Source organism: Cyanobium gracile UHCC 0281 (genome assembly GCF_034931305.1).
GTDB classification, from domain to species: Bacteria; Cyanobacteriota; Cyanobacteriia; order PCC-6307; family Cyanobiaceae; genus Cyanobium; species Cyanobium gracile_A.
The window spans coordinates 11772-25827 of sequence record NZ_JAYGHY010000010.1 but is presented as its reverse complement, the minus strand read 5'-3'; the positions used below and the strand labels follow the sequence as shown (position 1 = coordinate 25827).

Annotated in this window: 14 protein-coding genes and 1 pseudogene; 11 read left to right on the top strand and 4 right to left on the bottom strand. The window is 66.5% G+C overall.

Annotation, left to right across the window (positions count from 1 at the left end):
- Positions 1-15 precede the first annotated feature (15 nt).
- From rplI to VB739_RS05045, 8 genes are all read left to right on the top strand, one after another.
- Positions 16-477, top strand: coding sequence for a 50S ribosomal protein L9 (gene rplI, locus VB739_RS05080; protein WP_216906589.1), 462 nt, complete (start codon positions 16-18; stop codon positions 475-477).
- A gap of 118 nt (positions 478-595) precedes the next feature.
- On the top strand, positions 596-2005 hold the full coding sequence (dnaB, locus tag VB739_RS05075; protein ID WP_323356025.1) for a replicative DNA helicase: 1410 nt from the start codon (positions 596-598) through the stop codon (positions 2003-2005).
- A gap of 68 nt (positions 2006-2073) precedes the next feature.
- On the top strand, positions 2074-2808 hold the full coding sequence (locus VB739_RS05070; protein WP_323356024.1) for a sterol desaturase family protein: 735 nt from the start codon (positions 2074-2076) through the stop codon (positions 2806-2808).
- An 82-nt stretch (positions 2809-2890) separates the two neighbouring features.
- Complete coding sequence (locus VB739_RS05065; protein ID WP_323356023.1) at positions 2891-4048, top strand: HD-GYP domain-containing protein; 1158 nt, start codon at positions 2891-2893, stop codon at positions 4046-4048.
- Between the two features lie 63 nt (positions 4049-4111).
- Positions 4112-6061, top strand: a complete 1950-nt coding sequence (gene mnmG, locus VB739_RS05060; RefSeq protein WP_323356022.1) for a tRNA uridine-5-carboxymethylaminomethyl(34) synthesis enzyme MnmG — start codon at positions 4112-4114, stop codon at positions 6059-6061.
- Positions 6062-6086: 25 nt separating this feature from the next.
- Positions 6087-6944, top strand: coding sequence for a hypothetical protein (locus VB739_RS05055; protein WP_323356021.1), 858 nt, complete (start codon positions 6087-6089; stop codon positions 6942-6944).
- A 34-nt stretch (positions 6945-6978) separates the two neighbouring features.
- Positions 6979-7560 (top strand): chorismate lyase, encoded by a 582-nt coding sequence (locus VB739_RS05050; protein ID WP_323356020.1) that lies wholly within the window; start codon positions 6979-6981, stop codon positions 7558-7560.
- 108 nt (positions 7561-7668) lie between these two features.
- Complete coding sequence (locus VB739_RS05045) at positions 7669-8187, top strand: hypothetical protein (protein ID WP_323356019.1); 519 nt, start codon at positions 7669-7671, stop codon at positions 8185-8187.
- On the opposite strand, the gene VB739_RS05040 is transcribed toward VB739_RS05045, so the two are convergent.
- The 3 genes from VB739_RS05040 to VB739_RS05030 form a co-directional block, all read right to left on the bottom strand.
- Positions 8108-8629: a DUF1269 domain-containing protein gene (locus VB739_RS05040; RefSeq protein WP_323356018.1), complete on the bottom strand. Its 522-nt coding sequence runs from the start codon at positions 8627-8629 to the stop codon at positions 8108-8110. The two genes, VB739_RS05045 and VB739_RS05040, sit on opposite strands and share 80 nt — an antisense overlap.
- A 67-nt stretch (positions 8630-8696) precedes the next feature.
- Positions 8697-9329: a hypothetical protein gene (locus VB739_RS05035; protein ID WP_323356017.1), complete on the bottom strand. Its 633-nt coding sequence runs from the start codon at positions 9327-9329 to the stop codon at positions 8697-8699.
- Between the two features lie 128 nt (positions 9330-9457).
- Positions 9458-9985, bottom strand: coding sequence for a SprT family zinc-dependent metalloprotease (locus VB739_RS05030; RefSeq protein WP_323356016.1), 528 nt, complete (start codon positions 9983-9985; stop codon positions 9458-9460).
- A 61-nt stretch (positions 9986-10046) separates the two neighbouring features.
- Between VB739_RS05030 and VB739_RS05025 the strand changes: the two genes are divergently transcribed.
- Positions 10047-10469, top strand: coding sequence for a hypothetical protein (locus VB739_RS05025; RefSeq protein WP_216906571.1), 423 nt, complete (start codon positions 10047-10049; stop codon positions 10467-10469).
- A 3-nt stretch (positions 10470-10472) separates the two neighbouring features.
- A complete protein-coding gene (gene ligA, locus VB739_RS05020) occupies positions 10473-12542 on the top strand; it encodes an NAD-dependent DNA ligase LigA (protein ID WP_323356015.1) in 2070 nt (689 codons plus the stop codon).
- Positions 12543-12635: 93 nt separating this feature from the next.
- Here the strand turns inward: ligA and VB739_RS05015 are convergent, their stop codons facing one another.
- Positions 12636-13352: a hypothetical protein gene (locus VB739_RS05015; RefSeq protein ID WP_323356014.1), complete on the bottom strand. Its 717-nt coding sequence runs from the start codon at positions 13350-13352 to the stop codon at positions 12636-12638.
- Positions 13353-13467: 115 nt separating this feature from the next.
- Between VB739_RS05015 and VB739_RS05010 the strand changes: the two are divergent.
- Positions 13468-14056, top strand: a pseudogene (locus VB739_RS05010) (NAD-dependent DNA ligase LigA); the annotation flags it as partial.

Genomic DNA, 14056 nt, shown 5'->3' with positions numbered 1-14056 from the left:
AGCCGGGGCGTTGTCATGGTCAAGAAGCGTGTGCAGGTGGTCCTGAGCGAGGACATCCTGTCCCTGGGCAAGAACGGGGATCTGGTGGATGTGGCCCCTGGTTACGCCCGTAACTACCTCCTTCCCACCGGCAAGGCCCTGGCCGTCACCGCCGCGGTGTTGCGTCAGGTGGAGCACCGGCGGGCCAAGGAGGCCGAGCGCCAGGCCGCCCTCAAGGCGGAGGCCGTGGCCTTCCGCACCGCCCTCGACACCATCGGCCGCTTCACTGTCAAGAAGCAGACCGGCGGCGATGACGTCCTGTTCGGCACCGTCACCAACGGCGACGTGGCTGAAGCCATCGAAGCGGCCACCAAGAAGGAGGTCGACCGCCGCGTCATCACCGTTCCCGAGATCCACCGCACCGGCTCCTACAAGGTGCAGATCAAGCTGCACCCCGAGGTTGTCGCCGACGTCAACCTGGAAGTGGTCAGCTACTGATCAGCCAGCCGCGAACCGATTTTTTCGGCTCCGGGCCCCAGAGTGATTCCTCTCACTGGCGCCCGATCCCGACCGATCCGGCCCCCTCTGCGGTGAGTCGCGTTCTGGAATGGCGTCCATGGTGAGCGTGCCCCTGGCTGGATCCGATCCCCCCAGACCTGACGGTCAGAAGCCGTCGGCCCGGCGGGCCGAACAGGCTGGTTTCGAGGCCCTGCCCGATTCCGTTCCCCCCCAGAACCTGGAGGCGGAGGAGTCGGTCCTGGGGGGCATCCTGTTGGATCCCGATGCCATCGGCCGCATCGCCGACGTGTTGCGTCCGGAGGCGTTCTATCTGGGCGCCCACCGCGAGATCTACCGCACCGCCCTGATGCTGCACAGCCAGGGCAAGCCCACCGATCTCACGGCCATGGCGGCCTGGCTGGCCGACACCGGCCAACTGGAGAAGGTGGGCGGCAGTGCCCGGCTCGTCGAGCTGGTGGAGCGCACCCTCTCCACCGCCTCCATCGACCAGGTGGCCCGCCTGGTGATGGACAAGCACCTGCGCCGGCAACTGATCCGCTCCGCCAATGATGTGATCCGCCTGGGCTTCGACCAGAGCATCCCCATGGAGCAGGTGCTCGATGAGGCCGAGCAGAAGATCTTCGCGATCAGCCAGGAGAAGCCCACCGCCGGCCTCACCCCCACCGCCGAGATCCTCACCAGCACCTTCAACGAGATCGAGAGCCGCTCCCTGGGCACCGCCGTCGCCGGCATCCCGGTCAACTTCTACGACCTCGACGCCATCACCCAGGGCCTGCAGCGCAGCGACCTGATCATCGTGGCCGGGCGCCCCGCGATGGGCAAAACCTCCATCGTCATGAACATCGCCAAGAACGTGGCCCAGCTGCACCAGCTGCCGGTCTGCGTGTTCAGCCTGGAGATGAGCAAGGAACAGCTCACCTACCGCCTGCTCTCGATGGAGGTGGGCATCGAGAGTGGCCGCCTGCGCACCGGCCGCCTGCAGCAGGAAGAGTGGCCCCTGCTCGGCCAGGGCATCAACAGCCTCGGCCAGCTGCCCCTGTTCATCGACGACAAACCCAACTCCGGCGTGCTCGAGATGCGCTCGCTCTGCCGGCGCCTGATGGCCGAAACCGGCAAGGAGCTCGGCCTGATCGTGATCGATTACCTGCAGCTGATGGAGGGCAGCACGCCCGACAACCGCGTCCAGGAACTCTCCCGCATCACCCGTGGCCTCAAAGGCATGGCCCGGGAGCTGCACGTGCCCGTGATCGCCCTCTCCCAGCTCAGCCGGGGCGTGGAGTCCCGCACCAACAAGCGCCCGATGCTCAGCGACCTGCGGGAATCGGGCTCCATCGAGCAGGACGCCGACCTGGTGCTGATGATCTACCGCGACGAGTATTACAACCCCGAGACCGCCGACCGCGGCATCACCGAGGTGATCGTCACCAAGCACCGCAACGGCCCCGTCGGCACCGTCAAGCTGCTGTTCGAGCCGCAGTTCACACGTTTCCGCAATCTTGCTGCATAGGGGTAACCGCCGTATCGCGCCAGCGAAGGGGCCAGTAGCATGAAGATCAAGGCATTGCAAAGCTATACGTGCAGCAGCATTCTTTCTGGTTTTACATTGTAACGTTCTTCGCCATCATCCTGGTGCGCTATCTCGCCATGGCGGGATTCGCCCACTGGCTTCTTTATCACCGCCAGCCGGCGACGATCTCCGTTCTCAAGGACATCCAACTCTCCGTCCTGTCAACGGGCGTCTTCGCCCTGGCCACGGCCGTGATCATGACCCTGGACGACAAGGGGATGACCAAGCTCCACGGCCGGATGGATGCAGAGAACTGGTGGGTTCTGCCGCTCAGCTACCTGGCCGTGCTCGTGCTGCAGGATGCCTACTTCTACGCCACCCACCGGCTGTTTCACCATCCAAGACTGTTTGCCTGGTTTCACCAGGGGCACCACCGATCGCGTCAGCCCACGCCCTGGACCTCCTTCGCCTTTGACCCGCTCGAAGCCGTGGTTCAGGCCCTGTTCCTGATTGGGGTCGTGATGCTGATCCCCCTGCATTTCATCACCCTGCTGGCGGTGCTCACCACCATGACGGTGTGGGCGGTGGTGAACCACCTGGGCCTGGAGGTGCTGCCGCTGCACTTCCCCCACCACTGGCTGGGGCGCTGGCTGATCGGCCCCGCGCATCACTCGATTCACCACCGACGCTACGGCAAGCACTTCGGGCTCTACTTCACCTTCTGGGACCGGGTGTTCGGCAGCGAGGATCCCGCCTATGCGGACGCGTTGCAGCCGGCCGCCGTGGTCCGGCCCGGGGCCTGAGGGCAATCCGCTTCGCCAGGGGGATCCGCCAGGGGGGCTCCACGACGCGCAAGAATGGAGGAAGCGTCTTGGCGTCCATGCGATGACCCCGCGACCAAGCCCGATTGACAGCAACGGGATCACCCTGGCTGAGACCGGAACCGAAGCACCCCCGGTGGGACAGGCCCTCAATCAGCGGCTGCGCCAGCTGCACCAGCAATTGATGGAAATGACGCCCGATGTGGATCGGGTGGCCGTCGCACTTTACGACCCCCGGGTCGATTTACTGAAGACGTTTGTGAATAGCACCCGCACAGGAGAGGCCATCACCGGCTACGAGTTCCACCTCTCCAAAAGCCAGTCCCTCAGCCACCTGGCTACAAGCCGGTCCGTCCGCGTGCTGGACAACATCCCGGCGGCGGTGCGCGGCAACACCAAGCACTCGGCCTGGCTACTGAAGGAGGGCTACCGCTCTTCGCTGACCGTTCCGTTGCTCGACAAGGGTTCGTTCATCGGCTTTCTCTTCTTCGATTCACTGAAGCCCGCAGTGTTCACCGAACCTGTGCAGCGGAAACTCGCTTTGATTGCTTCACTGATCAACATGTTGATCTGCAGCGAACTCAATCTGGTTCACTCCATCACGGCTTCGGCCCAGGTGGCCCGGGAGTTCGCCAACCTGCGGGATTTTGAAACCGGTGCCCACCTTGAGCGCATGGCCCACTACGCACGGCTGATCGCCCGCGAACTCCAGCAGAGCCACGGACTCAGCGATGAATACATCGAACATCTCTATCTGTTTGCGCCCTTGCATGACATCGGCAAGATCGGCATTCCTGATTGCATCCTGCTCAAGCCCGGCCCCCTGGATCCTGAGGAACGCAAGTTAATGGAAACCCATGTGCAAAAGGGCATGGAGATCCTGGATAGAATGGTGGGTGAGTTTGGCCTTGAGGATCTCCCCGACTCAGCCGTGATGAAGAACGTCGTGGCGGGGCACCACGAAAAACTCGATGGCTCCGGCTATCCCTTGGGCCTTAAGGGTGAGGCCATCCCCCTCGAGGCCCGGATCATCGCGGTGGCCGATGTGCTCGATGCCCTGACAAGCCACCGGCACTACAAGGAGGCCTGGACGATGGACGCGGCCATGGAGGAACTCGACCACCTGGTGGCCGCCGGCCAGTTCGATGCCGACTGCGTGGCGGCCGTCAGGCGGCGACGCGACGCGGTGGAAGCGATCCGCGATCGCTTCCAGGATGGCTAGATCCGAGCCCTGCTGGCCTGGGGCCCCGCTGCACCCATTGCTGCAGGGCCATACATTTCATTCATGGCCCTGAGCGCAGCCCCCACCGAACGCTTCGACCTGATCGTGGTCGGCGGCGGCCATGCGGGCTGCGAGGCGGCCCTCACCGCCGCTCGGCTGGGGGTCTCCACAGCACTGTTCAGCCTCAACCTCGACCGCATCGCCTGGCAGCCCTGCAACCCGGCCGTGGGCGGGCCGGCCAAGAGCCAGCTGGTGCATGAGGTGGATGCCCTCGGCGGAGTGATCGGACGCCTGGCGGACGCCACCGCCCTGCAGAAACGACTGCTCAATGCCAGCCGCGGCCCCGCCGTCTGGGCCCTGCGGGCCCAGACGGACAAGCGCCAGTACGCCCGCCAGATGCTGCAGCTGCTGCAGCACACCCCCAACCTGGCCCTGCGCGAGGCGATGGTGACGGGCCTGGAGGTGGAAGGGGAACCCGGCGATCCAGCCGGGGCACGGGTGATCGGCGTGAGCACCTACTTCGGCAGTGTCTACGGCGCCGGGGCCGTGATCCTCACCACCGGCACCTTCCTGGGCGGCCGCATCTGGGTGGGCAACCGCTCGATGGCGGCGGGCCGCGCCGGCGAACAACCGGCCGAAGGCCTCACCGAAGCCCTGGAGGAGCTGGGGTTCCGCACCGACCGGCTCAAGACCGGCACCCCCGCCCGCGTCGACCGGCGCAGCGTGGCCCTCGATCGCCTCGAGGAGCAGCCCAGCGACGCGGCCGATCGCTTCTTCAGCTTCGATCCCAGCGCCCGGGTGAGCGGCGAGCAGATGGCCTGCCACATCACCCGCACCACGGCGGCCACCCACCAGCTGATCCGCGACAACCTGCACCTCACCCCCATCTACGGCGGCTTCATCGACAGCAAAGGGCCCCGTTACTGCCCCTCGATCGAAGACAAGATCGTGCGCTTCGCCGACAAGGACAGCCACCAGATCTTCCTGGAGCCGGAAGGGCGCGACACCCCCGAGCTGTATGTCCAGGGTTTCTCCACCGGCCTGCCCGAATCCCTGCAGCTGGCCCTGCTGCGGACCCTGCCCGGGCTGGAGGCCTGCGTGATGCTGCGCCCCGCCTACGCCGTCGACTACGACATCCTGCCGGCCACCCAGCTGGAGCCCTCCCTGGAGACCAAACGGGTGCGGGGCCTGTTCTCGGCCGGCCAGCTCAACGGCACCACCGGCTACGAGGAGGCCGCCGCCCAGGGGCTGGTGGCCGGGCTGAACGCGGCCCGCCTGCTGGGGGGCCAGGACCCCGTGCATTTCCCCCGCGAGGGGAGTTACATCGGCACCCTGGTGGACGACCTGGTGACCCAGGACCTCAAGGAGCCCTACCGGGTGCTCACCAGCCGCAGCGAGTACCGGCTGGTGTTGCGCGGTGACAACGCTGACCGCCGCCTCACCCCCCTTGGCCACCAGCTGGGCCTGATCGACGAACGGCGCTGGCGCCTGTTCGAACAGAAGCAGGCTGGGATCGATGCCGAAAAGCAACGCCTGGAGACGGTGCGGCTCAAGGCCTCCGACCCCGCCGCCGCTGCCGTGGCCGCCGTCACCGGCGCCGGCATCAACGGTTCGATCACCCTGGCCGACCTGCTGCGCCGGCCGGGATTGCACGGCGAGGACCTGGTGCGGCTGGGGCTCTGTGACCCGGATCTGCCGGCCTACGTGCGCGATGGCGCCGAGATCGACATCAAGTACAGCGGCTACCTGGCCCGCCAGGAACAGCAGATCGAGCGGGTCCGGCGCCAGCTCGGGCGGGCCATTCCCGCCGGCATCGCCTACGCCGGCATCGGCACCCTCTCGGCGGAGGCCCGCGAGAAGCTGACAGCCATCCAACCCCGCAGCCTCGGGCAGGCCTCCCGGATTCCCGGCGTCAGTCCCGCCGATGTCAACGCCCTGCTGCTTTGGCTGGAACTGGAACGGCGCCGGGAGCCACCGGGCCCTCGTCAGAGCGCGGAACCATCGTTACAGTGACGCACGCCTTCGCCGAGGACTGCACGTGAGCCCCTCCCCTCGGCGCCCCCTGCGCGGCATCCCCACCTCCCGTGCCTACTGGGAGCTGAAGGCCGAGCAGATGATGAACCGGGTGTTCGACCCTGAGGCCACCATTGATCTCGATGTGGCGGCCCAGGCCGAGCCGCCGCCACCACTGCCGGTGGCCACCCCCACTCGACGGTTGCGGGGACGTCCGGCCACTCCATCCCCTTCAATGGCCCCCACCCCGGCACGGCCCGACCGCCACACCCTGCTGCTGACGGCAATGGGCGGGGTCTGCATGATCAGCGTCGCCAGCTCGGTGCTGTACCTGACCCACTCCAGCCGCATGCAGCAAGCCCTCACGCAGGAGCGCAGCCTGTTGCTGGTGGAACGGTTACGCAGTCTCGGGCCGGCCAATCCGGCCCCGCTCGGGGCCGTGGGTGGCACCAACCTGGTCAGCGGTGGCCAGACCATGCTGCCGCTGTCCGGCGACCAGCTCCCGCCTCCACCGGAAGAACCCTGGATCGAGCAGCTGTCCCAGCTGCCCCAGCAGGAGGGGGCGAGGGCCCCAGTCCTGCGGGTGCCGGTGAGCCCGAAACTGGCCGCCGCCGCCCCCCCCGCCAGCAGCGGCGGGGCCTACCCCGAGCGCAGCGCCGCCCCGGTCGGTGGGGGCGGTGCCGTTCCGGAGCTGGTCGGTGTTGTGGGCTCGGCGGGACGCCCTGCCTCGGCGATCTTCCAGATGGGGGGAAGCTCCACCAGCGTCAACACCGGAGAAGCGATCGGTGGCAGCGGCTGGCGCCTGCGCTCCGCCGATGGCGATACCGCCCTGATCGAGCGCGGCGGCGAGGTCCGGCGCATCTCGATCAGTAACGGCTACTGACCCGAACGGCTACTGACCCGCGCCCCAGCCCGCCATGACCCCTGACTCCGGCGGCCTGTGGCCCTCTCCCGGCTTTCTGTGGCAGGCCAACGCCGCCGAACGCCAGGGTCTGCCGACCGGCCGGGAACTCACCGGGCCCTGGAAGCTGCTGCTGCTTGGAGACGGCAGCCCGACCCGGCACCTGCAACTGCTCACCGGCCTGCCGGTGGAGGTCGAACTGATCGCCATGGCCTCCGAACCGGGGGGATCGCCAGGGGCTCCGGCGGAGGTGGCCCACCTGGCCGAGCCCCTGCTGCGGCGACAGGTGTGGCTCACCTGCGGGCCCCAGGCCCTGGGCTGGGCGGAGAGCTGGTGGAACCAGGCCGAGGCGGAGGCCCATCTGCAGGATCGCCGCCTGCCGATCTGGCGCAGCCTCTCGGCCGGACGGGCAGAGCTGTACCGGGAGGTGGATGGTTTCGGCCAGGTGCAGGAACCCTGGCTGAAGGAGCGCTTCGGCTGCAAGGGCCCCTTCTGGAGCCGCCACTACCGCTTCTTTCGCCAGGGGAGGGAACTCACGGTGATCAGGGAGGTGTTCTCCCCGGCGCTGGAGCGCTGGCTGGGCCCGGCCGAAACCTGAATTGTTCGTAAAGTCTCATCAATTCGGTAACACCATGTGGCGGTTTCCTGTTGACGAATTGACGCTTCAGGGGTCACGGGCAGGATTCGGTTACTCGATTCCGCCTCCATGTCTACCCGCCACAGCGCCCAGACCCCACCCGGAGGCGACTGGCTCACCCTCACCGAACTGGGCCGCCGCTATGGCGTGTCAGCCGTCCACACCGGGAAACTGCTGGTGGCCTCCGGCCTACGCCGCAGCGGCGGCGAGCCCACCGCCGAAGCCCTGGCGGCCGGCCTGGCCATGCGCCCCCAGCCCGGCCATCACCACTCCAGCCTCTGGCTGCATCAGGGATGTGCCCCCCACCTGGAGAGGCTGGGGCTGGTGCCCCAGGCCCAGCGCACGATGGTGAGCCTCTGGGCGGATCTGCTCAGTGCCCTTCAGAACGGCTCACCGTCGATCAGCATCTCCGTTGAGGAGATGGCCGATGACGTTCCCAGCGACCTGGTGAAGCCGGTCAACAGGGAATTGCGTCAGAGGGGCTGCAGCTTCCGGGTCAACCCGAAGCTCAGGACAACCGCAGTCCCTGGGCCTGCTTGCTCGCCTGCTCGAGCATCTGACGCAGCCGGTCCTCGTCGGTCGTGCTGAGGTTGGTGCGCAGCAGCTTGGCGTGGGGGGCGTGAACCCTCAGGCGGTCGATCAGCCGGTCGGGGGTGGCATCGCGCAGCAGCAGGCAGAGAGCCGCACTGCCGGGGGGGAGGGTTTCTCCCACCTCGCGCATGAAGCCGTCATTGATGCCCAGATCGGACAGGGAGCCTGAAGCGGCCCCCAGACCCGCCCCAACGGCAGCCCCAAGCAGGGGATTGAGGAACAGCAAGCCCACGAGGGTTCCCCAGAAGCCACCGCCGAGAGCCCCCGCTTTGGTGAGGTTGAGCGACTGGTGCAGGCGGACCTTGCCGTCCGGCTCCGCTTCCACCACGACCGCATCCTCCAGGGCGATCAGTTCCTCCTTCTGGATCTCCACCAATTGACGCCGGACCTGGTCCGCTTCCGCGACGGACGGAAACCCAACAACCACCAGGCTGCTCATGGCCGACAAGATTTCAATGACAAGGTATTCCTAACCCACTCCGGTCCGAACTGGCGGTGTCCATGGCTCAGGGACGTCGTCGGCTTGAGCGCGGCAGGGGCCGGCCGTCGGCTGGGGAGTTGGCCACCGCTTCCGGGGGAGAGGGACGCTCGCTGGACTCGGGGCGTTGCCACCGGGGCAGGGTGAAGCTGGCGTCATCGGGCCAGTCGCCATCGCCGGTGGTGGCGGTACCCATGCTGGGACGGGGTTCTGGAGCCGGCGGCTGGGACGGGGCGGATCCCGACCGGCCGCGGCGCGACACCGCCTCAAGTCCCTGGCGGCGCGGACGGCCCGGCGCGGCGGGCTGCTGCTCCCCAGGGGGCGGCGGCACAGGCGTGCTGCGTTCGGACTCCTGCCACGGTTCGCGCCAGTCGTCCCCGTCATCGAGAAGCCAGTCGAGGCGCCCCTCCACCCAGCGGCCGAGCTCGTCCATGCGGGGCCGCAACGGGGGGCGACGGTCGGCGCCCCGAGGCGCCGGACGGCCGCCAGGCCGGGAGCCCGCCACCCCTTCGACGAACTGGCGCCCAGCCGTCACCCAGCGGTCGACCCGTTGATCCAGCGGGTCGGTGCCGGCCCTTGGCCGCCGGGCCGTTTCACGCTCACGGAACTCGCGGTCTCGGGGATCGCGCTCGCGGCCGTAGCCCTGATCCGTCGTAGGCATCAGGCCATTTTAACGGCGCCGACCGGAGAGCCAGTGCTCCCGCCCCATCCCCACCAGGGCAATGGTGAAACCACCCCATTCCAGGGTCCACAGAAACGTCGCCATCGGCCCCAACACCTGCGGCGAACCTAGGCGGTGTTGGGCTCGAACACCAGCAGACAGCTGGCATCCCAGCGGCCGCCATGGAGGCGCTCGCAGCAGTGGCGGCAGGCCAGTCCCTGCCGGCGACGCTGGTAGGGCGTCCGGCTGCCGCAGCACGGGCAACGGGCTATCCAGCGGCTGGCGACCACCGGCAGGGGGTAGCGGTGCCGCAGGCTGACCTCAAAACCATCCTGGGCCTGGTTGATCGCCGCCATCCGGGCCCGGAAGTGGGGGCCATGCACCTCCCGCACCGCCAGCACCCGATCCACCCAGGCGTGGATCATCTCGTGGCAGAGGGTGCCGAGGGTGGCTTGCCGGGGCAACGGTTCCAGCAGGGGCCGGGACAGAACGATCTCGCAAAGGTCGGGGCCACGCCGGTAGAGGCCGGCGGTGCGGGTGAGGCGGCCGTCGCTCCAGCGCACGTCCACCAGCGGCTTGTCCTGGCGGGTGAGCTGGCCGTCGAAGTGCTCGCGATTGAGCCGGTGGAACAGGGGCAGCAGCGGTTCCAGGGGCATCGGCCCATTCTGGTGGGGTCGTCCGTCAGACTCTGCAACGCTGCGAACGGATGGGATCACCATGGACTGGGGACTGGCCCGCGACATCGGCACCAAGCTCCTGCTGGCGGGAGCCGGTGGCTTGCTTCTGTACTGGACCATCTCGGCGGTCCGGCTGGTGCTCAGCGCCCGGGGCATCAATCCGCTGATCAAGCAGTTCTTCACCCAGGTGGCCTCCGGCCAGGTGGACGGGGCCTACCTGCTGACCACCCGCAACTACCGCTCCCACGTCAACCGCCAACAGTTCATCCGCTTCCTGGCCGGGCTGCAGCTCAACAAGTACCGCAACCTCAAGTCCGGCCGGCCGCGGCTGCAGGAGGGCCAGGTGATCCTGACGGTCAAGCTCAAGACCGACGGCAAGGAGGAACTGCCGCTCGACTTCACCTTCGTGAAGGTGGAAGAGGCCTGGCGGGTGGATCGCATCACCCGGCTGGCGGCCGCCTGAGCCGTGGCCCAAGCCCGGGCAGAAGAACTGCGGCGGCTGCTCAACCGCGCCGCCCATGCCTACTACGTTCTCGATGCTCCCGAAATGGAGGATCCGGTCTACGACCGGCTCTACCGGGAGTTGGTGGCGCTCGAGGAGGCCGATCCGGAGCTGATCGGGCCCGACAGCCCCACCCGCCGGGTGGGGGGAGCCCCGGCCGAAGGCTTCACGAGCGTGGCCCACAGGGTTCCCCTGCTGAGCCTCGACAACGCCTTTTCCCCTGACGACCTGGACGTCTGGTACGGCCGCCTGCTCAAGGTGCTCGACCGCGAAGCCCAGGAGGGTTCCCAGGCGCCGGCCCTGCCGATGGTGGGCGAGCTCAAGATCGACGGCAACGCCCTGGCCCTGAGCTACGAGCAGGGGGTGCTGGTGCGGGCCGCCACCCGGGGTGACGGGGAGCGGGGGGAGGAGATCACCGCCAACGTGCGCACGATCCGCAGCGTGCCCCTGCGGCTGGCGTTGGCGTCGCCGCCGGCCTGGGTGGAGGTGCGCGGTGAGGCCTTCATCCCCGAAGCCACCTTCACCGCCATCAATGCCGAGCGCGCCGAGCGGGGCGAAGCCCCGTTCGCCAACCCGCGCAACGCCTGTGCCGGCACCCTGCGCCAGCTGGATCCGAAGGTGGTGGCCGCGCGGGGCCTGTCGTTCTTCGCCTACACCCTGCACCTGCCCGACGACTGGCTGGCCGGGCCCCGCAGCCAGTGGCAGGCCCTTGACTGGCTCAAGGCGGCCGGGTTCTGCGTCAATCCCCACTGCGCCCTCTGCCCCGACCTGGCGGCGGTGAAGGCCTTCTGCGACCGCTGGGAGCAGGAGCGCCGCGGTCTGCCCTACGCCACCGATGGGGTGGTGGTGAAACTCGACGACCTGCGCCTGCAGGAGGAGGCGGGCTTCACCCAGAAGGCCCCCCGCTGGGCGATCGCCCTCAAATACGCCGCCGAGGAGGCCCCCAGCCGCCTGCTGCGTCTCACCTGCCAGGTGGGCCGCACGGGGGTCGTCACCCCGGTGGCGGAGTTCGAGCCGGTGCCCCTGGCCGGCACCAGCGTCAGCCGCGCCACGCTCCACAACGCCGACCGCCTGGCGGAGCTGGATCTCTGCGCCGGCGACACGATCGTGGTGCGCAAGGCCGGCGAGATCATCCCCGAGGTGGTGCGGGTGCTGAAGGAGTTGCGGCCGGAGGGAGCGGCCCGGCTGGAGCTGCCCGCCACCTGCCCGGAATGCGGCTCGGTGCTGGTGCGCGAGGAGGGGGAAGCCGCCACCCGCTGCGTCAACAACGGCTGCCCCGCCATCCTGCGGGGCTCCCTGCGCCACTGGGTGAGCAAGGGGGCCCTTGACATCAAAGGGCTGGGCGCAAAACGGATCGAGCAACTTGTGGAAAACCGACTAGTGCACTCCATCGCGGATCTCTACCAGCTCAATGCGGCTCTCCTGGCCAGCATGGAGGGAATGGGGACGAAGAGTGCAAGCAATCTGGTGGCCGCCCTGGAGACCTCTAAGCAGCAGCCCTGGTACCGCCAGCTCTACGGCCTGGGGATACACCACGTGGGAGAGGTAAATGCCAAAGCCCTGGCCAGTCGGTATAGAAGCGTGACCGATCTACGTTCCGCTCTTGATGAGACGCCGGAAATCCTCCATGAAATACCAGGCATTGGAGAGCGCACTATTCAAAGCCTGATCAATTGGTTTTCCACGCGCGCCAACGAAGACTTAGTCAAATCTCTTCAACAGGAAACTGGCAACCTTCTTTCGGAAAACGCCCAATTCGCTCTCTCAGATGACACAAACCAGCTACACGGCCAACGCCCTACCGCTCTAGCCAACAAGAGCTTTGTGCTAACCGGTACCCTACCCACGCTGAAGAGAGCCGATGCCCAGGCCCTGATCGAAGCAGCAGGGGGAAGGGTAATCAGCAGCGTGAGCAACAAAACAGACTACGTCGTAGCTGGGGAAAAAGCTGGCAGCAAGCTAACCAAAGCCAAGAACCTTGGAATTCAAGTGCTAGACGAACATGAGCTAAAGACTTTGCTGAATGAAACATAATAACGGAAGTCAAAAGACAATCCGGGCGCAAAGACACATAATAAATTCTCGAAACTGCTCGGATATTTGATTCTAGTTCGATTCGGTGGACAGCTATCGAGGATTGTACTTCCGAGGATATGCCCACATTTCACCGCCCTGCCAAATCCATGCTGGCACCTCATCGCCTTCGGCTTTATCAATTAGTTCGTAAGAGCGAATCACTGGAACAGGAGGATGCCGATTGACCGCAAGCCTGAGGTTTTTTGAATGTGTGCGGAGAGTTGGCACGACAACGAAATCGATCAGCTGCTTTTGGGGAAGCGCATTGCCCACTTCCTGGGGCTCGCCAATAACACTGCGCAGATGCTCTTCAATGCGCTCAATGCACTTCAACTTACCTCCAGCCCGAGTGTGCGTCGCAAAAAACCTATCGCTGGCCTTCAGGACGTGGCTAGCGAGATGCCATGACCCCTCAAATTCTTGTTTGTCATTACAGTAATCCGCATGACGCGAAGGCGCAAGGAATGCTCGAATTCTTTCTCCGACAGAGCATGTAACAATATCGGAGGCCAGCACGACCGGAACTCCGGAACCGTAGGCATCACGAATCTTGTTGTTGGATTCAATATGATCTAAGGAGCTTGTCAACAGCAGGCTACATTGTGGCCTATAGACAATGTCGACATCATCCTTGGTGAGCAGGAATAAAGACAGTTCACGGCGCAGATGGTCTTGAGCCTGCTTAAACAGAGGATCTGAGGTCGAGTTATCTCGGGCACAGGCGACGCCAATGCCAGGCTCCACATCAAACGAGTCCTCAACCCACATGACTGACAAAGATCGCACCCTCTTCAGTAGCCTGACGAGCATACTCTGAAAGTTCGCAGTCGATTGTGATGTTTCTCTGATCGCAGGTCCTAATTGATCACCCAGTGACTTGCAGCAGTGGCTACAGGCTGCCGGCTTCCGGGTGCATCCCGGCGCGGAGTTGCTGCATTCGCTCGCGGCGGTGAAGGCCATCTGCGACCGCTGGGAGCAGGAGCGCCGCGGCCTGCCCTACGCCACCGACGGGGCGGTGGTGAAACTCGACGACCTGCGTCTGCAGGAGGAGGCGGGCTTCACCCAGAAGGCGCCCCGCTGGGCGATCGCCCTCAAGTACGCCGCCGAGGAGGCCCCCAGCCGCCTGCTGCGTCTCACCTGCCAGGTGGGCCGCACGGGCGTCGTCACGCCGGTGGCGGAGTTCGAGCCGGTGCCCCTGGCCGGCACCAGCGTCAGCCGCGCCACGCTCCACAACGCCGACCGCCTGGCGGAGCTGGATCTCTGCGCCGGCGACACGATCGTGGTGCGTAAGGCCGGCGAGATCATCCCCGAGGTGGTGCGGGTGCTGAAGGAGTTGCGGCCGGATGGAGCGGCCCGGCTGGAGCTGCCCGCCACCTGCCCGGAATGCGGCTCGGTGCTGGTGCGCGAGGAGGGGGAAGCCGCCACCCGCTGCGTCAACAACGGCTGCCCCGCCATCCTGCGGGGCTCCCTGC